Annotated in this window: 22 protein-coding genes; 10 read left to right on the top strand and 12 right to left on the bottom strand. The window is 41.1% G+C overall.

Annotation, left to right across the window (positions count from 1 at the left end):
* Positions 1-2 precede the first annotated feature (2 nt).
* Together A3K93_RS10105 and A3K93_RS10100 are read right to left on the bottom strand one after the other, a co-directional pair.
* Complete coding sequence (locus A3K93_RS10105) at positions 3-305, bottom strand: YciI family protein (RefSeq protein ID WP_067731122.1); 303 nt, start codon at positions 303-305, stop codon at positions 3-5.
* Between the two features lie 29 nt (positions 306-334).
* Positions 335-946 carry a septation protein IspZ gene (locus A3K93_RS10100; RefSeq protein ID WP_067731121.1) on the bottom strand — a complete coding sequence of 204 codons (612 nt, stop codon included), beginning with the start codon at positions 944-946 and terminating at the stop codon, positions 335-337.
* Between the two features lie 44 nt (positions 947-990).
* Between A3K93_RS10100 and A3K93_RS10095 the strand changes: the two genes are divergently transcribed.
* On the top strand, positions 991-1842 hold the full coding sequence (locus A3K93_RS10095) for a PHP domain-containing protein (RefSeq protein WP_067731120.1): 852 nt from the start codon (positions 991-993) through the stop codon (positions 1840-1842).
* Here A3K93_RS10095 and A3K93_RS10090 read toward each other — a convergent pair.
* The 3 genes from A3K93_RS10090 to radC all read right to left on the bottom strand — a co-directional run bounded on the left by A3K93_RS10090 (position 1836) and on the right by radC (position 4622).
* Entirely contained in the window at positions 1836-2600 is a 765-nt protein-coding gene (locus A3K93_RS10090; protein ID WP_157883275.1) for a hypothetical protein, read from the bottom strand. The genes A3K93_RS10095 and A3K93_RS10090 overlap by 7 nt on opposite strands.
* A 344-nt stretch (positions 2601-2944) precedes the next feature.
* Positions 2945-3856, bottom strand: a complete 912-nt coding sequence (locus A3K93_RS10085) for a bestrophin family protein (RefSeq protein WP_067731118.1) — start codon at positions 3854-3856, stop codon at positions 2945-2947.
* Positions 3857-3920: 64 nt separating this feature from the next.
* The gene (gene radC, locus A3K93_RS10080) at positions 3921-4622 is read right to left on the bottom strand and encodes a RadC family protein (protein ID WP_067731117.1); all 702 of its coding nucleotides are present in this window, start codon (positions 4620-4622) and stop codon (positions 3921-3923) included.
* Positions 4623-4735: 113 nt separating this feature from the next.
* Between radC and coaBC the strand changes: the two genes are divergently transcribed.
* Together coaBC and A3K93_RS10070 are read left to right on the top strand one after the other, a co-directional pair.
* Positions 4736-6010 carry a bifunctional phosphopantothenoylcysteine decarboxylase/phosphopantothenate--cysteine ligase CoaBC gene (gene coaBC, locus A3K93_RS10075; protein WP_067731116.1) on the top strand — a complete coding sequence of 425 codons (1275 nt, stop codon included), beginning with the start codon at positions 4736-4738 and terminating at the stop codon, positions 6008-6010.
* A gap of 222 nt (positions 6011-6232) precedes the next feature.
* Positions 6233-6709: a hypothetical protein gene (locus A3K93_RS10070; protein ID WP_227509866.1), complete on the top strand. Its 477-nt coding sequence runs from the start codon at positions 6233-6235 to the stop codon at positions 6707-6709.
* Positions 6710-6759: 50 nt separating this feature from the next.
* Here A3K93_RS10070 and dusA read toward each other — a convergent pair whose 3' ends face one another.
* Both dusA and A3K93_RS10060 read right to left on the bottom strand, forming a co-directional pair.
* The gene (gene dusA / locus A3K93_RS10065) at positions 6760-7782 is read right to left on the bottom strand and encodes a tRNA dihydrouridine(20/20a) synthase DusA (RefSeq protein ID WP_067731114.1); all 1023 of its coding nucleotides are present in this window, start codon (positions 7780-7782) and stop codon (positions 6760-6762) included.
* A gap of 160 nt (positions 7783-7942) precedes the next feature.
* A complete protein-coding gene (locus A3K93_RS10060; RefSeq protein ID WP_067731113.1) occupies positions 7943-9127 on the bottom strand; it encodes an MFS transporter in 1185 nt (394 codons plus the stop codon).
* A gap of 862 nt (positions 9128-9989) precedes the next feature.
* Here A3K93_RS10060 and A3K93_RS10055 point away from each other — a divergent pair.
* From A3K93_RS10055 to A3K93_RS10035, 5 genes are all read left to right on the top strand, one after another.
* Positions 9990-11117, top strand: a complete 1128-nt coding sequence (locus A3K93_RS10055; protein WP_067731112.1) for a Re/Si-specific NAD(P)(+) transhydrogenase subunit alpha — start codon at positions 9990-9992, stop codon at positions 11115-11117.
* Between the two features lie 11 nt (positions 11118-11128).
* Entirely contained in the window at positions 11129-11452 is a 324-nt protein-coding gene (locus A3K93_RS10050; RefSeq protein ID WP_067731111.1) for a proton-translocating transhydrogenase family protein, read from the top strand.
* Positions 11453-11455: 3 nt separating this feature from the next.
* Complete coding sequence (locus tag A3K93_RS10045; protein ID WP_067731110.1) at positions 11456-12901, top strand: NAD(P)(+) transhydrogenase (Re/Si-specific) subunit beta; 1446 nt, start codon at positions 11456-11458, stop codon at positions 12899-12901.
* Positions 12902-13185: 284 nt separating this feature from the next.
* Positions 13186-14520, top strand: a complete 1335-nt coding sequence (locus A3K93_RS10040) for an ammonium transporter (RefSeq protein WP_067731109.1) — start codon at positions 13186-13188, stop codon at positions 14518-14520.
* Positions 14521-14534: 14 nt separating this feature from the next.
* On the top strand, positions 14535-15149 hold the full coding sequence (locus tag A3K93_RS10035) for a hypothetical protein (protein WP_067731108.1): 615 nt from the start codon (positions 14535-14537) through the stop codon (positions 15147-15149).
* 57 nt (positions 15150-15206) lie between these two features.
* Here A3K93_RS10035 and rsfS read toward each other — a convergent pair whose 3' ends face one another.
* From rsfS to A3K93_RS10010, 5 genes are all read right to left on the bottom strand, one after another.
* Positions 15207-15608 carry a ribosome silencing factor gene (gene rsfS, locus A3K93_RS10030; protein WP_067731107.1) on the bottom strand — a complete coding sequence of 134 codons (402 nt, stop codon included), beginning with the start codon at positions 15606-15608 and terminating at the stop codon, positions 15207-15209.
* An 88-nt stretch (positions 15609-15696) separates the two neighbouring features.
* A complete protein-coding gene (locus A3K93_RS10025) occupies positions 15697-16479 on the bottom strand; it encodes a hydroxypyruvate isomerase family protein (protein WP_067731106.1) in 783 nt (260 codons plus the stop codon).
* A gap of 31 nt (positions 16480-16510) precedes the next feature.
* Positions 16511-17374 carry an NAD(P)-dependent oxidoreductase gene (locus A3K93_RS10020; RefSeq protein WP_067731105.1) on the bottom strand — a complete coding sequence of 288 codons (864 nt, stop codon included), beginning with the start codon at positions 17372-17374 and terminating at the stop codon, positions 16511-16513.
* 35 nt (positions 17375-17409) lie between these two features.
* Positions 17410-18198, bottom strand: coding sequence for a crotonase/enoyl-CoA hydratase family protein (locus A3K93_RS10015; protein WP_067731726.1), 789 nt, complete (start codon positions 18196-18198; stop codon positions 17410-17412).
* Between the two features lie 87 nt (positions 18199-18285).
* Positions 18286-21093: a GacS-like sensor histidine kinase gene (locus A3K93_RS10010; RefSeq protein WP_067731104.1), complete on the bottom strand. Its 2808-nt coding sequence runs from the start codon at positions 21091-21093 to the stop codon at positions 18286-18288.
* Between the two features lie 323 nt (positions 21094-21416).
* Between A3K93_RS10010 and cysM the strand changes: the two genes are divergently transcribed.
* Both cysM and A3K93_RS10000 read left to right on the top strand, forming a co-directional pair.
* Positions 21417-22337, top strand: a complete 921-nt coding sequence (cysM, locus tag A3K93_RS10005; protein WP_067731103.1) for a cysteine synthase CysM — start codon at positions 21417-21419, stop codon at positions 22335-22337.
* Between the two features lie 16 nt (positions 22338-22353).
* A complete protein-coding gene (locus A3K93_RS10000; RefSeq protein WP_067731102.1) occupies positions 22354-23172 on the top strand; it encodes a 3'-5' exonuclease in 819 nt (272 codons plus the stop codon).
* Positions 23173-23178: the final 6 nt, after the last annotated feature.

The following is a 23178-nucleotide window of genomic DNA, read 5'->3' as shown; positions in this document are numbered from 1 at the left end:
GCTTATCCTTTAGGGAATGCTTTATTAAATGGTTTCACGTCAATATGTGAATAAACACCTTCTTTTAAGAAAGGTTCTTCAGCAAGCCAAGCATCAAGTGCTTCACGACTGTCAAAGTCAACAATAATCGTACTGCCATAAAAGCCAGCTTGCGGATTACTTGGGTCTTTTGGCATTGCACCCGCAACAATTAAACGACCTTCTGCATCGAGCTGTTCTAAACGTGCTAAATGTTGAGGACGAGTGGCAAGACGTTTTTCAACTGTACCTTCTTGATCAGTGCAGCTAACGACAAATAATGGCATGATGGTTCTCAATTACAGTGAATTTGTATTTATTCAGATGTTTTAAAGTATTTACGCAATACAATAAACTGAACAATGATAAATGAAAACATGACGATCATGTCACCGAATGCGGTGAATTCACCCCAATATTTTCCATCCATCCAAATGTAAGCAAAGAAGCAGTGTAAAAATGACATTACGGCGAACATAATTGCCCACGCGATGTTTAATTTCATCCAACCTTTACTGGTTAGATTAAACACTGGACCAAACAAACGCTGAATCAGCGGTTTCTTATCTTTACTAAACCATGGAGAGAGTAAGAATACACCCGCAAAGACCAAATTGAGCAAAACTGCTTTCAGACGGATGTAAAAATCATCAGATAACATCAGGGTGATACCACCAAAAATCACCGTCATAAACAATACAATCCACTGTTGTTTATCAAGACGGAATTTTTGCATGACAAAGAGTGCGCCATACACCACTAACATTGAAATAATCAGACCTGTCGTCGCCACAAGAATATTATTGTTATCGACTCCACCCGCAGAACCGATCAATTGTAGAAGAGGATGTTGAGTATCTTTTGGATCTACAGTTTTATATAAATAAAAGAAAATAATGAGTGGCACAAAGTCTAAAAGTGCTTTCATGTTAGAGTATCTGAATCTGATTAAATAAATGTCATAGTATAGAGATGCACGGCGTAGATTTACATACACATAGTAATATTTCTGATGGAACCTTGAGTCCGCAGCAACTGGTCGAAGCTGCGGCAGAGAAGTTCGTGCATACTTTGGCATTGACGGATCATGACACCATGGATGGCTTAGCTTTGGCTCAAGAAACCGCAGAAAAACATCAGATTAAACTAATCTCTGGGGTTGAAATTTCCAGCCAATGGTCGCGTCCTGCAACCAAGAAAACCTATGGTGTACATATTGTTGCGCTGAATATGCAAAATCCTAAGCCCTTGCAGGATGTTCTGATTCAACAAAAAATTATTCGTGCCGAGCGTTCTAAAAAAATCTGTGATTTATTAATTCCATTGGTTGGGCAAGATATTTACCCTGATGTGCTTGCGAAAGTGGATCATGTTCCCGATCGAGTGACACGTTCTCATATTGCCAAAACGCTGGTGGAAAAAGGCATAGTGGCACGTCCACAGCAGGCTTTTGATAAATATATTAAAGAAGGCAAGAAAGCCTACGTCAAATTTGATGGTTTAGGACTTGAAGAAACAATCCAAGTCATTCATGAGAGTGGTGGTTTCGCCGTATTGGCACATCCCACACGCTATGATTTGTCTGCAACCAATGTTCGATACTTAATTGAACTCTTTGCCAAACTGGGCGGAGATGCAGTCGAACTGCCACCTGCTATTGATCCAGCGTCCACACGGCAAATGGTTGATCGTATGATTGCTGAGAATGGTCTAAAAGTTTCGGTGGGGAGTGATTTCCATGGGGACTATATGCCGTGGATTAAACTAGGCAATATCCCGAGTTTAAAAGAAGGGCAGGTCGGGATTTGGGAAAGCTTTCAGTAATGTTCTTCTGAAATAAACGGTGGGACTTGCTGCTGGATACTGGTTTTAATATAAAACCAATAAATTCCGATGGCCAAAATCACAAACAGCCAATTCCCTGTAACCACACTCAATATAGGCAAAATCAGCAGCAGACTGTAGATTATGAGATTGCGGTAACGATAAGGATGCGGCTTAGACACGATACTGTGCTTAATATCTAAATTCTGCTTAAAACGTCGATAGCTGACAAAGTCCAGTAATGAAGCAAGTGCCAATTCCAATTGGTCAAAAGCTTTAGCGCTCGATTGCACTTGATAAATATGCCCGTAGCTAGTCCGTAATTTTAGGTCGAAAGATTTTTGATGATCACGCACTGCCTCAATCCGAATGATATTTGGTAAGTCTTGAATAAGACGGGTAGGAATTTGCTCAATAATGACTTGGTGTGCATAGGGCTGTTCCAAATAGCGTTTTAAGATACTGAAATCATTATTTTGGCTTTGGCTGTACATTTGAATAATGCACTTTGAAGCGGCCAGATAATAAAAATGTACCTGTTGTCCAATGAGTTTAGGATTAGCTTCGACTTCAATTTGACGAAAATACTGTGTGCTGAACACATGGGTTAAATCAATATTGAACCAGATTGGCTCAGCAAGATCATGACATTGGATCAGTAACTGAGTTTGTGCAGGGCGCCAAAAAGCGGACTTTTGTGTGCGGAAGTTAAGAATTTTTCCATCGGAGCTACGAAGCGCAACATTTTTCAAATCCATTTTTAAATGTGGATGAATTAAATGACGCTGAATAAAATAGGGAAATCTTAAAAAAACTTTTGTGTCAAAAAATAGGCCTAGAACCAATAGTGGACTGATGATGACAAGCGTAATAATTTTATCGCTGATAAGATTCTTCTCGAAAATAAAGTAAGCAGAACTGATTAGCACTAAAAAAATGATCAGGCTAAATAGTGAAAAGATGCCAATTGCACGCCAAGGGCGCGCAATATATTGCGGGGTAAATAGCCGAATACGTCTTCTTGTTTTCATCTTCGAGCAATATAAATTATGTTTTTAATTGGCTTAAGTGTTATCTCGACTCAAGCCTAAGATCAAGGCATTTATAGTAAATTGTTGTCTTGTGCTTGAATAGGTGGTGGTGTCGGTTTGCCGAGTGTTCCCAAAAGTTCAATTTCGATGGTGCGTACCATGGCATCTAAAGGTAAGTCATTGCTTTGCATACCAAATGGTTCTTCAATTTCTGAACTTAATGCATCTAAACCTAAGAAGGTATAAGCCAGAATTCCGACCAAAAGCGGTGTTGCTAGACCTAAAGTTGAGCCTAAGCTAAACGGCAACATAAAACAGAAGAAGTAAACGGTACGGTTTAATAAAACTGAATACGCAAAAGGCAAAGGTGTGGTCGCAATACGATCACAACCTGTTTGTACAATACTCAGTTCAGCAATATGCTGATTCATTTGGGTATAGATGATATCGGAAATTTCACCTTCCTTAAGTGCTTGCATCAATTCCCATTGAATCAGGCTTAAGGTGTATTGCGGTGCATTGGCTTGTTGATAGAGCTGAGTTAATGCTTGGGCAGACATGCCACTGGTTTCAATCAATGCAGTCGGATTTGCAGTTTGATGACGTAAGCGGTCACGAAGGACGTTGGCAAATACAATCACATGTTGGATGACACGTTCACGGCGACCTTGAGTGAGAATTCGGGCATCACGGTCAAAGTGACGTGAGTTGGCAATCAGAATACCCCATAATTTTCGCGCTTCCCACCAACGGTCATAACACGCCGTATTTTTAAAACCTAAGAAAATAGAGAGTACAACCCCAATTAGAGTGAAGCCGACTAAGGGTAATTCAGGGAAATGAAAATAATCGCTATAAGACAATCCACCAATAATGGCTGAGATCAACATCACGAAGCCTAAAGGCGGTAAAACCTTTGGCAAAATTGTGCCACGCCATGAAAATAGCAGTTTAAACACATTGAGTTGATCACGGACAATCATGGAATTTAGTCATCTTAAATTTCTCCTGATCTTCTGTATAACTGTGGGCTTTGTCAAGGTCAAATTAGCCCGTTGTTGTGGTATTGATGAGTTGATGTTCAGCGAAAGAAAAATTTGTATTTTTCGCAATAATACAATGATCAATCAACTGAATTTCCACTAGGGCACACGCTTTTTGAATTTGCTCGGTCAGCTCTCGATCTGCAGGAGATGGCTGTGCTTCTGCAGCAGGATGGTTGTGTGCAATCACAATGGCACTGGCATTTTGACTGATGGCATAGCGAAGAATTTGATTAATGGAAATATCGCAATAATGCGTTGAGCCATAAAATAATTTTTTAAAATGGATTTTGCGCAAATTGGCATCTAAACATAAGACGGCAAATACTTCCTGTTGTTCAGATAACAGTTCAAAGCGTAAATAGTCCATTAAACGGGTAGAGTCCTGTAGCTGGAGCATTTCTTGATGTAGCTGCATGGAAACATAACGCCGTCCTAATTCTTTAATTGCCATGAGTTGGGTAAATTTGCTCACCCCCATGCCATGAAACTGACTCAGTTCATCGATTGATGCATTGAGGAGTTGGGTTAAATCGCCAAAGTGCTGAATTAAAAGCCGAGCCAATTCAACGGCAGAATGTTTTTGTGAACCGGAACGTAAAAAGATGGCCAGCAGTTCAGCATCTGAAAGACTTTCAGCACCATGTTGAATCAGGCGTTCGCGAGGCCGTTCATTTTCAGGCCAATGTTTAATTGAAAATTGCATGGTTATTAGACTTATTTATTATGAATTATCAGTTTTCCCATGAGTGATTCTCTTGGGTATGGGATTATTTAATGCTATTGTGAGCGCCACTGCAACAGAAAGGTAGCCTGTTCGTGAGCTTCGATCTCAGTGTTATTCCACATAAAAATATCATTTTAGCCGTAACCGGTGGTATTGCTGCTTATAAAAGTGCAATTCTGGTACGCCGTTTAAAAGACGCAGGTTTTAACGTCCGCGTTGTGATGACTGAGGGTGCACAAGCTTTTATTACCCCTCTGACCTTTCAAGCCCTTTCTGGCAATCCAGTTCATACACAATTATTAGACCCTGAAGCCGAAGCGGGAATGGGGCATATCGAATTGGCGCGTTGGGCTGATTTGGTTTTGGTGGCACCTGCAAGCTGCGACACCTTGGCAAAATTTGCTGCTGGTTTGGCAGATGATTTACTTAGTACCTTATATTTAGCAACTAAAGCACCTGTTTGGGTGGCGCCTGCCATGAATCAGCAAATGTGGGCAGCAAAAGCGACACAACGTAATTTGGCAACTTTAATTGAAGATGGTGTGCACGTCATCATGCCGGATGCCGGATCACAAGCCTGTGGCGATGTTGGATTGGGCCGTATGCCTGAGCCTGAAGATATTGCCCATCAAGTAACACAATATTTTCATAAAGCGCAGCGTGCCATTGCAGAAAAATTTGGCTTACTTGCGGGTAAAAAAGTCACTATTACCGCAGGTCCAACCCGTGAAGCAATTGATCCTGTACGTTATATCTCTAATCATAGTACAGGGAAAATGGGCTTTGCTTTAGCGGCAGCGTGTTATGCAGCAGGGGCGGATGTGACCCTCATTGCGGGTCCTGTAAGTCTCGATACACCGAATGGTGTGCAACGTAAAAATGTATCTTCTGCCATTCAAATGTTAGATCAGAGTTTGGCGCAGCTTGATGAAGGCTGTGACATCTTTATTGCAACTGCTGCTGTGGCCGATTATCGTGTGGCGCAAGTTGCAGAGCATAAAATTAAAAAAGCCGGCGATGAACTCAATGTTGCCTTGATTAAAAACCCAGATATTGTTGCAACAATTGCCCAGCAAGCAAAACGTCCATTTATGGTTGGCTTTGCTGCAGAAACGCGTAATATCGAAGAATATGCTGCTGGCAAGTTGGTGGCGAAAAAGCTGGATATGATTGCGTGTAACGATGTATCGCGTGCAGATATTGGGTTTGCTTCAGATGAAAATGCCATGACTGTATTTTTCGCTGAACAATATCAGTTGGATAAACGTGATTTAGAAAAAGCATCCAAACAAGAAATTGCACAGCAATTGGTTGAAGCGATGCATGATGCACTGCATCACACCATTCAAGCAGATGATGAGCTGTAAAAATTTAAAGTAAAAAGCCCCGATGGTTCGGGGCTTTTTTATGAGGAAAAGTAGGTATCTACGATAAAAGTGACTTTATGTTCTAGAAAATAAATTGTTCAATATATAGTCTAAAAATTAAAAGCCATTTAAAATGAAAACACATAATAAAAATAAGGTTTAACCCATTTGGGTTGAGATCTCTAAGGGGGAAAGAGATTGAAAGTTGGATTAATGATGTGTATGGCTGCATTATCAGGCTGCAGTTATTTTGTATCCATAGATGAAGTTGCGCGCCATGTGGAAGCACAGATGCAGCGCGAGTTTAATGCCAATATCGAGTATAAGAATTATCATTTGGTGGTGGATGATGTGCAAATTACTGAACGCAAGGGAAATGAATTTAAAGCAATTTCAAAACTGAAATATCAAGGACAACCTTTTGTTATTGACGTTGTAATTTACAAAGAAAATGGCGGGTTTGGCTGGAAAATTGACCATGATGCATTTAGTTTTATTGATGAAATTGAAATTGCAAAATATCAGCAACAATTAGATGATGAGTTAAGGCTCATTGCACAATCGATTGAAAAAGAGCCACAAGTTGTGGTCATAACGTATCAAGCCAATCAAACATCCAATACTGATTCGAGCTATACCGTGAAGAGCTATGACGAACAGCCATATCCTGTGGGGAATGTTACGGCATACAGCAAATAATAAAAAAGCACCTTCATTGAGGTGCTTTTTTATCGACAGGTTTAAGGTAATTAAGCCTGATCTTGATGCTCTCGTAAATAATCTTCAGTACGTTTCATCGCATCCTGAATATTTAACAATGCATTTTCGACATCTTTTAAGGTTTTGGCATTACCACCACTTAAAGCCTGACGCCATTTACGTGCCCCAGGTAAGTTTTGGAATAAACCTAAAATATGACGGGTAATAATTGAAAGTGGTGCACCTTCAGCAACACGCTGTGCAATATAGGGCATCATTTGCTGCATAATCTCAAAACGATCAGGCATTTCAAGATTCCACAACTGACCAAGCTCAGCCAAAAGATAAGGATTGTGGTAGGCCTCACGACCAATCATCACGCCATCCACATGCTTTAAATGTTCTAAAGTTTCCGCATACGTTTTGACCCCACCATTAATTTCAATCAATAGTTCAGGGCGTTCTTGTTTTAAACGATAGACTTCTTCATAGCGTAATGGTGGAATGTCGCGGTTTTCTTTTGGCGATAAACCTTTTAATAGGGCAATACGGGCATGCACGATAAAATTGTTGCAGCCAGTTTTTGCAACTGTATCGACAAAATTCAGCATCTCTTCATAAGACTGCATATCATCAATGCCAATACGATGTTTTACCGTTACTGGAATATCGACTGCATTTTGCATTTCAGCGATACATTCTGCAACCAAATCAGGCTCTGCCATTAAGCAGGCACCAATTTTATTATTTTGCACGCGATCACTAGGACAACCCACGTTGAGGTTAACTTCGTTATATCCCCAATCTTGAGCCATTTTTGTACACAGTGCTAAATCTTTCGGATTTGAACCGCCAAGTTGCAACACAATCGGGTGTTCTTCACCATTAAAATCCAAATGACGTTTGGCATCGCCATGAATAATGGCACCCGTGGTCACCATTTCTGTGTAAAGGATAACATTGGGATTAAATAGACGCGCAAAAAAACGATAATCTTTGGTGGTCCAATCCATCATTGGCGCAACACTGATTCGTGGTTGAAGTTTATTATCAATGGAATTGAGATCAGTCATTCACAATCACGCCTTAACAGATGGGAGGGGCGAGCAAACCCGATCATTGATTGGGTGGCTCATAAAATTAGGGCGCAATATTAGCATAAAAAATGAAAATCAGTTTGTGTCAGATGTATGTGCTCAATGAGTGCTTAACGAGTTAAAAAGCGTATGCTTCTTATTCGGCTTGTGCCTGGGTATGGACGTATTGATCTAGCAAGTTAAAGAATGCTGCACCAAGTGCTAATGCTAAACCAAAATAACAGGTGTAATGCCATCCACCTAAATGCCAAGCATATACGCCGAGTGCTGAACCACATGCACCACCAATAAAATACAAGGTCATATAAATCGAGTTAATTCGAGATTTTGCATTGGGTCTTAGGCGAAAGATCACATTTTGATTGCAGCTATGCGTAATCGCTAAACCAAGGTTAATCAGTCCATAGCCGACGATATAACTGATTAAAGACACGCTACCAAAATAAAGCAGTAACCAGCTTCCCACTAGAATTGAACAACCCACCCAAGTGAGAATTTTGATATAACCTTGATCGGCCCATTTACCAATTTGTTGTGTCGACAATGCACCAAATACACCGACTAAAGTGACTAAACCGACCATCACATCCGATAAATGAAATGGCTTTTGTGTTAAAAGAAGTGCGATGGTTGAAAATAGCATACTCATTGCGGCAAAGGCGCACGCGCCTGTGAGTGAGCGAAAGACTAAACGTGGCTCTTGCTTCAGCAATTGTCCCATCGACTTAAAAATGTCGAAATAACTGATTCTAAATTTTGGCATAGTGGGAAGCTTAGATTTTAAGTAGAAACTTAAAAACAGCATCATCACCCCACTTAAAATATAAATCGCTTTCCAATGAATTAGATCAGAAAGTAAGCCTGCAATACTGGTCGACAGCAGAATACCCACCAATAAACCACTCATAAGAAAACCGACAACTTCACCTGTTTTTTCAGGTTTAACGGCCATGGTCGCAAGGGGAATTAACACTTGGGCAGCCACAGAAAATAGACCTGTAATAATCGTACCGAGCCAAAGCATTTGAATATTAATAGCCGTTGCACAAAGAAATAGACCACAGGCTGCCCCAAGCATTAAGTAAGGTATTAGTTTCTTTTTATTGAGCATATCGCCTAAAGGTACAATAAACAGTAGACCGAGAGCATATGAGACTTGGGCAAAGGTGACCGTCAAAGCGACTTGCGCTTCAGCAACGCGATAATAGGCTTGAATTGAGGAAATGAGCGGCTGACAGTAGTAATTTGCACCTGCACATAACCCGCATGCAATTGCCATAAGCCAGAGCAAAGACCGATCCTGACTAATGTCGATTTGCATGTGATTTCCCCTCACGTCATGGTTTTATTTGGATGTTTCAGGCGGCACTATAGGTCAAAAACCATCGTGATAAAAGAATGTCTGTTTTTAATTTAGTTCTGATTTTGTAGATGTAACGGGTTAAATATTTTTTAAATCAAATAGAAACAATGAGTTGGGAGTGCATTCTCATCTTTTAAATTTTAAAGCGCTAATTTGGTGCATATTTATATAGAGTTTTTCAGACTATTATTTCATTGCTGAATATCTATACAACTTTTTTAACTTTTTTTGAATTTAATTTGAGGTTTTCATTTAGGGCTTTTCGGTCAATTTTTGGGGAGCCGATAATCACATAACTTAGATGGTGGATCATGATGTTTATTTAGAACACGATTGATGATTCTGCCCGAAGATTCAGTAAAAAAAGCCAATCTAAAAATTCTAAAAAGGTCCAAAAATGTCATTTATGTCAAAGTGATATTTAAATGAAATAAAAGCACTGATTTGAAAAGCAAAAGCAGCCGTTCCGATGATGTTTGATGCTTTATATTCATTCTGTCTGAATGTCAGAATGATCAATGTAAGTGAATATTTCTCAATTTTTAATTGTCAATTTGGCAAATTATGGAAGTTATTTATTGTCTATAACAATGAATGAGCTGAGATGTCCATCTAAACGTCGAATTAGATTTTAAAATTTGGCATCAAGAAAGTGCATTTTTATGAATCATCAGTTCATTATATGGGTATTTATTAAATAAATATTAGGTAGTATTTTCGAAAAGTTTATTTAGAATCCAAAAATTCAATAAAAAACATCCTGAGGGGAAACATCGTTTATTCGGTGTTTACTTAAGAAAAATTAGCTTGAGGGACGCTCATGCAAATCGGAATTCCAGCCGAAACTGTTGTCGGTGAAAATCGCGTCGCTGCGACGCCTGAGACAGTCAAGAAATTGATCAGCGCAGGTCATCATGTTGTGATCGAACGTGGAGCAGGGCTTAAAGCTGCTTACATCGATAGTGCTTATGAACAAGTTGGCGCAACCATTACGGATGATGCTTATAACGGCAGTCAATTGGTTTTGAAAGTTCGTGCACCTGCTGGTGATGAAATTCAAAAACTGAATCCAAATGCAACCGTGGTCGCTATGTTTGACCCGTACCGTAATACTGAGCTTGACCAATTTGCTTCGCAAAATGTATCGGCATTTGCATTGGAACTTTTGCCACGTACTTTATCTCGTGCGCAAAACATGGACGTATTGTCTTCTCAAGCCAACCTTGCGGGTTATAAATCTGTGCTTTTAGCCGCAGCTGAATATCAACGTATGTTCCCAATGCTGATGACGGCAGCAGGAACAGTAAAACCTGCACGTGTCGTGATCATGGGTGTTGGTGTTGCAGGTTTACAAGCGATTGCAACAGCCAAACGTTTAGGCGCTGTGGTTGAAGCCACAGATTTACGTCCAACAGCAAAAGACCAAGTTGAATCTTTAGGCGGTAAATGGCTTGATGTGCCAATGTCTGAAGAAGAACAACAAAAAGCCGCTGACGCTGCAAAAAACGGTTATGGCTGGATGCCGGGCGAGCAATACATTAAAGACCAAGCTGTGATTGTCGATAAAGCTGTATCGAATGCTGACATCGTGATTACTACGGCACTACTTCCAGGTCGTGATGCACCGCGTCTGATCCGTGCGGAAACGGTTGTCAAAATGAAACCAGGTTCAGTCATCTTAGATATGGCGGTTGAGACTGGCGGTAACGTTGAAGGCTCGAAGTGCGGTGAAACTGTTGTGACTGAAAATGGTGTGAAGATTTTAGGTGTACCTAATATTCCATCGACAGTATCGACTGAAGCATCAGCTTTATATGCACGTAACGTCTATAACTTTGTTGAAACATTATTTGATAGTGAAAAGAATTTTGCCATCAATCAAGAAGATGAAATCCAAAAAGCACTACTTGTAACTCACGGCGGCCAAGTGCTGTTGAAACGTGGTTAAGGAGAAGACTCATGGTTGAAACGATTACGATTTTTGTTCTTGCCATTTTCGTAGGTTACTACGTGGTTTGGGGTGTTACGCCTGCATTACATACGCCATTAATGGCAGTGACCAATGCACTTTCATCGATCATTATTGTCGGTGCAATGATTCAAACCGTAGGTTTGCCGGTGGTTGGTGTTGAAGGCAATGTAGATTTCCAAACCATTAATGTGGTGAGTGTATTGGGTGCGATTGCGGTATTCCTAGCAAGTATCAATATTTTTGGTGGCTTTGCGGTAACTGCACGTATGCTGGAAATGTTTAAACCAAAACAAAAGAAAAAAGAGGGTTAAGCCATGGAATTCATTCGTGAATATGCAAACTGGTTCTACCTGATTGGTGCCATTCTCTTTATCTTAACCTTACGTGGTTTATCAGGTCCTAAAACTGCAATTGCAGGTAACCGTTACGGTATGATCGCAATGGCGATTGCGGTAGTGACCACATTCTTTGTTGCTGAAAGTCCAGTGGTTTGGATGATTGTCGGTGCAATGGTATTGGGTGCAATTGTCGGTATTGCGCGTGCGCGTACTGTACCAATGACACAAATGCCTGAAACAGTTGCATTAATGCACTCATTAGTGGGTCTTGCTGCGGTACTGATTGCGATTGCTGCAATCTTGCATAACAACAAATTGGTTGAAGTGGGCACAGACCTACTTGCAGCAAACAATGTCAGCTTCCATGCGATGAGCAAAGTTCATTTGTTTGAATTGTTTGTGGGCTGTTTCGTGGGTGCGATTACCTTTACTGCATCTGTATTTGCATACGGTAAATTGGCTGCAAAAAAATGGGCAAAAACCATTTCAGGTGGCTGGGTTAAACCAGTTCAAGCACTGATCTTTATTGCCATGCTGGCAGCAGGAATTCACTTCTTCCTTACAGGTAACATGAACTCATTCTGGGCAATGACGGGCTTTGCGTTAGTGTTCGGTTGGGTATGGATTGCACCAGTCGGTGGTGGTGATATGCCAGTCGTGGTATCACTATTAAACTCATTCTCAGGTTGGGCTGCAGCAGGGATTGGTTTCACTTTAGAAAACAACATGTTGATTGTTGCTGGTTCACTGGTGGGTTCATCAGGTGCGATTCTGTCTTACATCATGTGTAAAGCAATGAACCGTTCAATCATCAACGTATTATTCGGCGGTGCAATGGGCGGTGCAGCGGCTCCTACGGCAGCGGCGGGTGCAGCAGTTCAGCGCAATTATCGTTCAGGTTCAGCAGATGACGCAGGTTTCTTGATGTCAAATGCGGACAGCGTTGTGATCGTACCGGGTTATGGTATGGCACAAGGTCGTGCGCAAAATGCGGTAAAAGAATTAGCCAACTTGTTGAAAGAACAAGGTGTTACTGTACGCTTTGCGATTCACCCAGTTGCTGGTCGTATGCCAGGTCATATGAACGTATTGCTTGCTGAAGCTGACGTACCGTATGAAGATATTTTAGAGATGGACGAAATCAACTCTGACTTCCCTGCAACGGACGTGGTGCTTGTGATTGGTGCAAACGACGTTGTAAACCCAGCAGCGAAAGACGATCCAAACTCTCCAATTTACGGTATGCCAATTTTGGAAGCTCATAAAGCACGTACAATTATGGTCATCAAACGTTCTATGGCAACAGGTTATGCTGGTCTAGATAATGACTTGTTCTATAACGACAAGACCATGATGATCTTCGGTGATGCGAAAAAAGTAGTTGAAGATATGACTAAAGCCATTAATGGTACAGGTCACTAAAGACGTAAATCATTCAAAATAAAAAATCCCCCTCATTGCAGGGGGATTTTTTATTTTGACAGCTATATAAAGTTGTGTATGCGAGAAAATAGGTCATTTTTTAGACCAATTCACTCTAATAAATCATCTATTTTCTTTAATGTTTTAATTCAGTGCATAACTGTTTAACAATCAATAATTTTTACTGCAGGTCAAGGTTTAAAACCATTGCAATAATGTAGTGATCGTTCACTTCTTATATGGCATTGTTCTTGCTATCCCTTGCTTAATATTGGGGGATAACGATGAACAAAAATAAATTATTCTGGCTGCTGTGTTTAGTATTCAGTTCTTCTGTATATGCAGCAGAACCAGTCGATATTGCTAAGAATGTACAAGAAATACGAATCTCACTCGACAGTGTTTGGGTGGTAATGGGCGGTATCTTGGTTTTCTTCATGCAAGCAGGTTTTGCACTGATAGAGAGCGGCTCGGTAAGAAGTAAAAATACCGTGAATGTTCTGATGAAGAATTATATGGATGCATGTTTTGGTGGATTGATCTTCTGGCTTTTAGGCTTTGGATTAATGTTTGGGATCAATCACACTGGCTGGTTCGGTTTTTCGCATTTTGCACCGAGTGAGTTAGATAGCTGGCATTGGAATCTTCTATTTTTCCAAATGATGTTTGCTGCTACTGCAACGACTATTGCCAGTGGTGCGATGGCAGAGCGTATTCATTTTGTGGCATATGTAGTGAGTGCGGGCTTTGTCAGTGGTCTGATTTATCCAGTCTTTGGTAGCTGGGCATGGGGAAGTATTTTTGGTGGCGATGGTTGGTTAAAAGCACTGGGCTTTATCGACTTTGCAGGTTCAACTGTGGTGCATTCGATTGGTGGTTGGGTGGCACTGGCAGGAATTATTGTACTTGGGCCACGTTTAGGACGTTTTGGGCGGAATGGTCAAGTGCATGATTTACCAGGACATAGCTTACCTTTAGTGGCATTGGGTGGTTTTATTCTCTGGTTGGCTTGGTTTGGTTTTAACGCTGCATCCACAGTAAATGCCGATGTGAGCATTGGACGTATCGCGTTAAATACACATTTGGCTGCTTGCGCAGGTGCTGTGGCTTATATGGGGTATGCCTTAGTCTGTGGTAAAGCGATTTTAATTAAAACTACAATCAATGCATCGCTGGGTGGTTTGGTCGGCATTACTGCGGGTTGTGCAACGATGAACCCTGTATTTGCAATTTTAACCGGTGCTATTGCTGGTTTGATGGTTAGTACTTTACCACAATTACTAGAAAAATTTCGTGTCGATGACGTTGTTGATGCGGTTACCGTACATGGCTTTTGCGGTGCATGGGGCACGCTTGCAGCGGGGATTTTTTTGGAAACCAATCTCTTTAACAGTGAAGTGATTATGGTTCAAGCCATTGGTGTAGCAGCCGGTTTTGCGTGGGGCTTTGGTGTTGCATTTATCGTCTTTAAAATCCTGTCTAAATTGTTGGGTGGACTGCGTGTCAGTGCACAACATGAACAACGCGGTTTGGATTATACCGAGCATGCGGAGCTCTCTTATCCCGAGTTTCAACGTGATCTGACCTTTGAAACTGATGATATTCATAAGCGTCATTAATTCAGGAGACACAGATGGAAGCAGAACATGAAGTGCTCAATGTGGCTCAACGCCGTCAAGCAATTCAACGCGGACTGAAGCACTATTTTCAAGGGACAGCACTTGAACAGGTGGTGGGTTATTGGGAGCAGGAATATAGTGAAAAACCTGCTTTCGTGTTAAATCGTTTTTTAAGTGATATTTGCACAACAGATGAGTTGAAGCAAAGCCGTAAGGACATGCTAAAAGATGTCTTGTATGAACTGACCAATATTGAAAAGACAGAAATCTTGCAGCTTGAAACTGAGGTCGAAGTTCAAGACACTCATACACTTAAAACAGCGTATCAAGATTTTGTTGAGGCGATTTTACACAGTGTTCCAAGTTCAGATCGTGAAGATTTTTTCTTGGAACTACGTCGACATGTGATTGCGAAAAATTTACTCGTAGGAGAACGTGCAGAACGCATCTATCAAAGCGAAAAATTAATGGCTTGTATTGAAACACATTCTGTTGCTCAAGCGGTGACAGCGTTATATACGGTCTATTGTGATTTTTATGGTCCTCAGAAAACAGACCGACTCTATGCAGCACATAAAAATGAAATCAAGTTTAAATATCCAGATTTAGATTTGCATCAATTGTTGTAGATGAAAATGACAGGCATAAAAAAAGCGACCAAAAGGGTCGCTTTTTTTACACTGTGTTTATGCTACAGAGTCTGTAGTGTTGCGCCATAAGCTCTCTAGGTCATAGAACTTACGTGCAGTAGGTAACATGCAGTGTACAACAACGTAACCTAAGTCGATTAAGATCCACTCAGCATCACGTTCGCCTTCAATACCGATGGGACGGAAGCCAGCTTTACGTGCTTCTTCAGCAACGTTATCAGCCAATGATTTAATGTGACGGGTAGATGTACCACTTGCGATGATCATAGCATCAGCAACATTGCTGATACCAGCGACATCAATTTTAACGATTTCTTTTGCTTTTACATCTTCAAGCGCGTTCAGTACAACGTTTACACAATCTTGTACTGCTTGCTCATGTGAATTTGAGGTTTGATTGTGAGAATTAGAAGCGCTGGGCGATGGTTCTAAATTCATGGGGGGTATAATTTCCTAACAATTATGCATGATCTAATATAGCGGTTTTGTCGCCAGATTTCAAATTTGCTGCCGAATTGATCAGTGCTTAACTCTGAAAATAACGACCTTTCCACGCAAAAGATTCATTGGAATGATTGCTTGGTCGATACTCTGCTGCTACATATCCTGTGTAGTTGCTTCGCTCTAGCCATTGAAATATATCGCTATAGTTAACGGCAGCTGTATTGGGTTCATGACGACCAGGACAGTCTGCAAACTGGATATGTCCAATATCAGCAATATTTTCTTTTAAGGCATCTAAAACATCTTCACCCATCATTGCCATGTGATAGCAATCGTATTGCATTTTTAAGGCAGGATGATTTACGGCTTCTAGCATTTCTTGCGCTTGAGCTACATTTTGGATTAGAAAACGTGGCATATCTTTGCCATTGATCATTTCAAAGACAGGTTGAATATGATAATCCATCAACATTGAACAAGCCATTTTTAGATTACTGGCTAATGTTTTTAGGCATGGTAGTAAATCACTATCGGTCGGTTGTTTGCCTGCCAAGATATTCACGCTCGGTACATTTAATGCTGTTGCATATTCTATGGCTTGATTCACTGCTTGGCGAAATGCAACTTCTTGTCCAGGCACGCCTGCCAGTCCATTGCCACCTTGCATCAAATCACCGGCAGGGACATTAATCAGGCAAAGACTTAAATTGTATTCATGAAGTTTTTGCTGAATTTCCTCAATACTTAATTCATAAGGAAATTGTATTTCAACATGATCAAAGCCATGGGCGCGTGCTTCGGCAAAACGCTCAATTAAAGGCACTTCAGTAAAAATCATCGAGAGATTAACGGCCAATTTAATCATGGCGGCATTCCTTTATCTTTGAATACTTCATTTAGGCTTTAACTTGTTGAATTACAGTCGCTAAATCAGCTTCAGCATAACCCGAGTTTTGGTGTGTTTTCAGTTGTGTTAGTGCTTTTTCTGCAACTGGAATGTTTAATTTCAGTTCTGTTGCCAAAGTGACAGCATTATTTAAATCTTTCGAGAGCGTTTGCACTTTCCACTGCACGGGCTCAAACGTATGGGTCGCCATACGGGGTGCTAAAATTTGAAAAGGTTTTGAGTCGGCAAAACCGCCTGAGAGTGCCGGGGCAAGGAGTGTGGTGTCAACGCCAGCTAAACCTGCCAAGGCAACCGCTTCAGCGATGAGTGTGCTATTTGCCGCAACAATCAGTTGATTACAAATTTTGGTTGCCTGCCCAGTTCCTGTATCGCCCATTCGCGTAACGCGTTGTGATAGCACATCATAGATAGGACTTAATTGTTGAATCACTTCGGCATCACCACCCGCGAAAATAACCAAGCTACCATCTTCCGCACCTATGGTGCCACCTGATACAGGCGAATCAATCCAGATTGCCTGACGATGTGTTGCGCGCTGAGCCAAGTGCTTGGTTTTTTGTACAGATAAACTCGAAAAATCGACCAGCACGTGTTGGGCAGTCATATGATTTTCGATCTGGCGAAACACACTCTCGACTGCATCATCATCAGCAAGGCAGAGCAGCACAATAGGATAATCAGCAATTTGGTCTAAAGCGATGGCTTCCGCACCGCGTTTTACTAAAGCATCACAGGCACTCGCAGTACGGTTCCAAACGCCGACCTGAAAGTTGGCATCTAAAAGTCGTTTGGCCATACGGCTACCCATTAAGCCCATACCTAAAAAGGCAATTTTTTGCTGCTGAATATGCATGATGATGCTCACATCCCTCTGAAAACTGACTGTGATTATTTATATTGGCGTGGTAAAAAATTGATGTCTGGATTTTTATCTTTCTTACGTGCCAATTGACTATTCTTACCCAGCAATAGTTTGAATTGCCAAATTTTTTCCATCCTTAGTGATTTGTTTGGACGGTGTTCCATGGCATCAAGCACGAATTTAGAAGCCATCAATGCATCTGGAGAACGCTGTAACATTTCTTCGGCTAATGCCTGTGCTTTAGCAAGAGGCTTTTCATCTAGATGAGTAACCAAGCCAATTTGATGGGCATAAGCAGCATCAAAGATTCGTGCAGTTAAGGTTAATTCCTTGGCAAGGTCCAAGCCAATCAAGCCTTTAAGTGAGCGCGTGAGCCCCATATCAGGCACCAAGCCCCAACGACTTTCCATAATCGACATTTGCGTATTTTGATGCGCTACACGAATGTCGGCAGCCAACGCAAGTTGCATCCCTGCACCAAAACAATAACCTTCAATGGCTGCAATTACAGGAACGGGAAGTTCCTGCCAAATTAGGAAGGCTTTTTGAAATAAACTTTGTCCGGGTTTAAGTAGTTCCCATGCGGCATAAGCACGATTTTTGGGGTTATTTAGGTCACTTAAGTCGATGCCTGCACTAAAAACTTCTGCTTCACCTGTCAGGATGACACAGCGGATACTTTTGTCTTTTTTAATTTTTTTTGCGGTTTCAACCAATTCACGTAATAACGCAAAGCTCATGGCATTACGTTTTTCAGGACGGTTTAAGCTGACTGTGGCAATGCCATTATTTTTTTCTAAACGGACGACTGACATAGATTTACCCTTCATTTTTATGGCTTGAGCATAGCATGAGCCAGATTTGAATTGCATGACACACAAGTCACCCTTAATCATTCAATCTTATACACTGTGCTGATTTAAAATTTGTGTAGCTGCTTGCTTCACTTGATCAATCACAGTTTTAAGTTCATCGAAGCGTTTAGCCACCTCTGTCATAAAGGCATCATCGGCTTTACGGCGTTCTTTACGTAGGGTTGAAACAAATTGCTCAAAATCACCAGAGACTTTTTGTAGACTTGGCACACCGACATAGCGTGTTGCACCATATAAACGGTGTAGTACATGTTCAAGTTGAGGGAAGTCTTCCACTTCAATCAATTCTTGCATCTCATTTAATTCAGTTTCAAAACTGTCGAGCAACATCCGTAATAAATCCACAGCCAAGTCTTCTTTATTGGCAGCGAGTTGCAAACTTTGTTGCCAATCAATAATTGAGGTATCTAGTGCATCAATCACATTCGCACGTTCTAGGACAGGGATCTTTTTAAAGTTCTCGGTCGTCCACTGTGTCAAAATTTGAATAATCTGTTCAATCTGAATCGGCTTGGTAACATAATCATCCATACCGCCTTGCAGCAATTTTTGTTTTTCATCGGACAGGGCATGAGCTGTCAGGGCAATAATCGGTAGACGACGATGATTTTCAAACGTTGATTCAAGTGAACGGATGGCACGTGTGGTATCAATACCTGACATCACAGGCATTTGAATATCCATAAAGACTAGATCAAAAGCCGTTAAACCTTTTTCATAACGGTTTTGAATAATATCAATCGCTTCTTGTCCACTGGTTGCTTTAGTGGTTTTGACATTGAGTTCACCTAATAATGCTTCCAGCACAATTAAGTTCGGTAAATGGTCATCGATCGCTAAAATATGTAGACCCTGTCCATTAAAGTCTTCATGTACATCCTGTTCAAAGATTGGTTGATTGCTTAATAGTTGAATCAAGGCGCTACGGCTAAGTGGTTGATGCAATGGACGTGCACGATGTTCATTGAGCATATTTGGATCAAGTGCCATCTGATAGCCGTAAACTGCAATATTGCCACTATAACGCAGGCGGATTTCAGTCAGTAGGGCTTCAGTATCACCACTATGATCGACAATCAGCCATGTATTTTCACTATGCTGCAAATGATTCAAGCGACTGAATAAATCCAGAATTGATGATGTCTCGGTGTGCTGTACGCGATAATTTTCCAAGTAATGACGTAAAACATTTGCTGTTGCAGGATGCGCCAAATAAGAGACAACAGTTAAATCATTAAAGTCCGGATGTTCAATCAGTTCATCATCATTGGTTGTAAACTGTGCAGTAAACCAGAATGTTGACCCTTTTTCTGTTGGTGCGCGTTCTTGGTTATCTTCAAAGCCAATTTGACCATGCATCAAACTGACCAGTTGTTTGGAGATTGCAAGACCTAAACCTGTTCCACCAAATTGACGCGTTACTGAAGTATCCCCTTGAGAGAAGGATTCAAACAGCTTTTTACGATCGGTGCCGCTTAAGCCAATACCACTGTCCTGTACGCTAAAGTGCAGTAGACATTGACCAATATCGTCATGTTCCATACGCACACGCACAATAATTTCACCATCAGGGGTGAATTTAATCGCATTGGAAATTAAGTTGGTCAGAATCTGTTTAAAGCGCAGTGCATCGCCAATGACATATTTCGGCACGTTATCAGCATAGTAGAACGCCATATCAATATGCTTTTGTGCGGCAAGCGGAGAGAGCATATCCATGACATCGAAAATCGCTTCTTCCAGATCAAACGGTGCGGTTTCGAGTTCAAGTTTACCTGCATCAATTTTAGAAAAATCTAAAACATCATTGATCAGTGCCAAAAGATGCGCTGAAGATTTACGAATGGTTTGTAGGTATAAACGTTGTTCGTTACTTAGATTGCCCTGACGTAGTAATAAATGGATAAAACCGTCGATACTATTTAAAGGTGTTCGAAGTTCATGGGAAATATTGGCAAGAAAAACCGACTTGGCTTGGTTGGCAGAAATTGCTTGGTCACGGGCTTGACGATAAGTAATGTTTTGCACTTCAAGCGTATCTAGTGTTCGTCTTAAATCGTCCTCAGTTTGTTCCGTGTGTTCGCGTAATTCTAAAAAGCTGAAATGCAGACGCTTCACTACATTGGCAATATCACGCTGTAATAAGCGCAGTTCTCCAGTACTGTTAATCACCATATGCTGATCTAAGGTGTCGGCATTTAGGCGTTGTAGCTGCATGCGAATCTCGTACATTGGGGCAATCCAACGACGAGAATAAAAATTCAAACAGAGTAGAAGTAATAAGAGCGTCAGCAGGCCTGTGGCAACGAGCACAATCAGAACACGGTAACGTGCGATTTCTAAAGGCTGATTATCAATTTCAACGGCAAACCAACCTGGGCTATTGGTGTTCTCATTAATGTGAATGGCATAAATATGATTTTTATCGTGCAGAATAGGACCGATAAATGAGGCATTGGTATTGAATTTTGGCCAAGGAGCTTGATCTTGATAACCAATACTTAAACGATTAACACCTTTAAGATCGACCACGCCTGCACGAATTAAATGCTTCTCATTGAGCATATTTTGCATGGCAATACGGGCTTGCTCGTACTGCCAAGGGTAATCTTTGACGATTTGTAATGCAGATTCGGCTGTGCTTTGAAAGCGCGTTAAAATCGCAATCGCCATTTGTTTTTGTTGGGCACGTGCTGCATTGGAAGTTTCAGAGGTCACCAACATGGCACCCACGAATGCCAAAATCATAATCGGCACGAAAATAAGTGCAATCAGCTGTCCATAAGCGTGATTTAAGTGTAGACGTTTAAACAGCTTTTTATTGATATTCGACATGATTTAAGCAGCGTTTTCCCTATGCCCGCATATTAGCATGCTTTAAATCATCAGTTAAAATTTCATCAATGATTTTCGTGGTATTTACAGCAAATACTAAACTGTGTTTGAGCTTAAAAGAATTGCTGCATCAAAATGATGATAGCTCTAAGCTTCAACGTTTTATCTAAGCAAGGATATCTCAAGATATATAGATGAATTGCTGAACTTTGGATTCAGGTGCTGATGATAAAATAAACGGACTTTGGAAAAAGCTGGTGCAAATGAGTGCAGGCAAAGGCATTTTTTCATACAATAGCCGCACCTCGATATAGGTGCAAATAATGAGTAATACAAATCCTGATTTCAAAAAAGACGAATACCTGTTAGACCATTTTGTCGGTAAAACACCGCTTGTGCGTTTACAGCGTCTTGCAAGTCACACTCAAGCGACAGTTTTAGCAAAACTTGAAGGTAATAACCCAGCGGGTTCGGTGAAAGACCGCCCAGCATATAACATGATTATGCAAGCAGAAAAACGCGGGCAAATTAAACCGGGTGATACTTTAATTGAGGCGACGAGCGGAAATACCGGGATTGCACTTGCCATGGTTGCTGCCATGCGTGGCTATAAGATGAAACTCATTATGCCAGCCAGCTCGAGTCAAGAGCGTAAGGATGCCATGCGTGCTTACGGTGCTGAATTGATTGAATCTGAAAATATGGAACAAGCGCGTGATATGGCGCTGCAAATGCAGCAAGACGGTATTGGCTTGGTACTCAATCAGTTTGGTAACCCAGACAATGTTGAAGCACATTATTTGACGACTGGTCCTGAAATTTGGGAACAAACAGGTGGAAAAATCACTCACTTTGTGAGTTCAATGGGCACCACAGGAACTATCATGGGTATTTCTAAATACCTAAAAGAAAAAAATCCTGAGATTCAAATTGTCGGTTTACAGCCCTCTGAAGGTTCAAATATCGCAGGTATTCGCCGTTGGCCAAAAGAATATCTTCCAACCATTTTTGATCCGTCTCGTGTTGATCAAATTATGGATATCCCACAAATTGAAGCAGAAAAAACAGCGCGCCGTCTTGCACGTCAAGAAGGGATTAGCGCGGGTGTCTCTTCAGGTGGTGCAGTATGGGCATCTATTAAACTTGCAGAACAGCATCCTGATGCTGTGATTGTATGTATTGTTTGTGACCGAGGTGACCGTTACTTATCAACTGGTTTATTCTCTGTAGAAGACCCTGAATAATTATTTGAGATCGCTTATGCGCTTGCCTGTTTTAACTTTCGATATTGAAACCCAAACCGATCTAAAATCAGGCGCGCATTTGTTTGGTCTGGATTTGCCTGAAGCTTCACTTGATCAGGCACTCACCAAATTACGCCGTCAGGAATCAGGCACAGATTTTCAGCGTTTACCGCTGCATGAAATTGTCTGTATTTCAGGAATGTGGATTGATGAGCAGGGCATGAAGCTGTTTTCATTTAGCCGTGAACAGCATTCTGAAGCTGAAATTTTAAAAAAATTCCTGTCTATTTTTGATAAGCGCCATCCAACGCTTGTAAGTTGGAATGGTTCACAATTTGATTTGCCGGTTATTTTGTATCGTGCCATGTATCACGGACTGTCTGCACCGAGTTTGTTTGATCAGGGCGAAATTGATACGCAAAAGCGTTATAATAACTATCAGAATCGTTACCACCAGCGTCATGTCGATTTAATGGATGTCATGGCCATGTTCCATGCACGTCATTTTCAAAAACTTGATGATGTGGCGCATTTATTGGGTTATCCCGGTAAGCGCGGTGATGGTGGCTACCATGTGCCTGAATATGTCCGCAATCAGGAATGGACAAAACTCACCAGCTACTGTGAAGGTGATGTTTTAAATACTTGGTTGGTCTACATTCGCTGGCTTTTGTTGAAAGGACAGTTATTACTTCCTGACTATCAGCACTTGGTACAAAGTACGATTCAGTATTTACACACTCAACCGCAACATGCGGAATTTTTGGCGGTGTGGCGTGAAACCTCACGTCAGACAGCATTTACGCAATTTGATTTTCCCACTCCCACAGATTAGGTTTTC

The sequence above is a fragment of the Acinetobacter sp. NCu2D-2 genome, assembly GCF_001647675.1.
In the GTDB taxonomy this organism is placed as follows: Bacteria; Pseudomonadota; Gammaproteobacteria; order Pseudomonadales; family Moraxellaceae; genus Acinetobacter.
The sequence above is the reverse complement of the archived record's forward strand: the minus strand, read 5'-3'. Positions and strand labels throughout refer to the sequence as shown.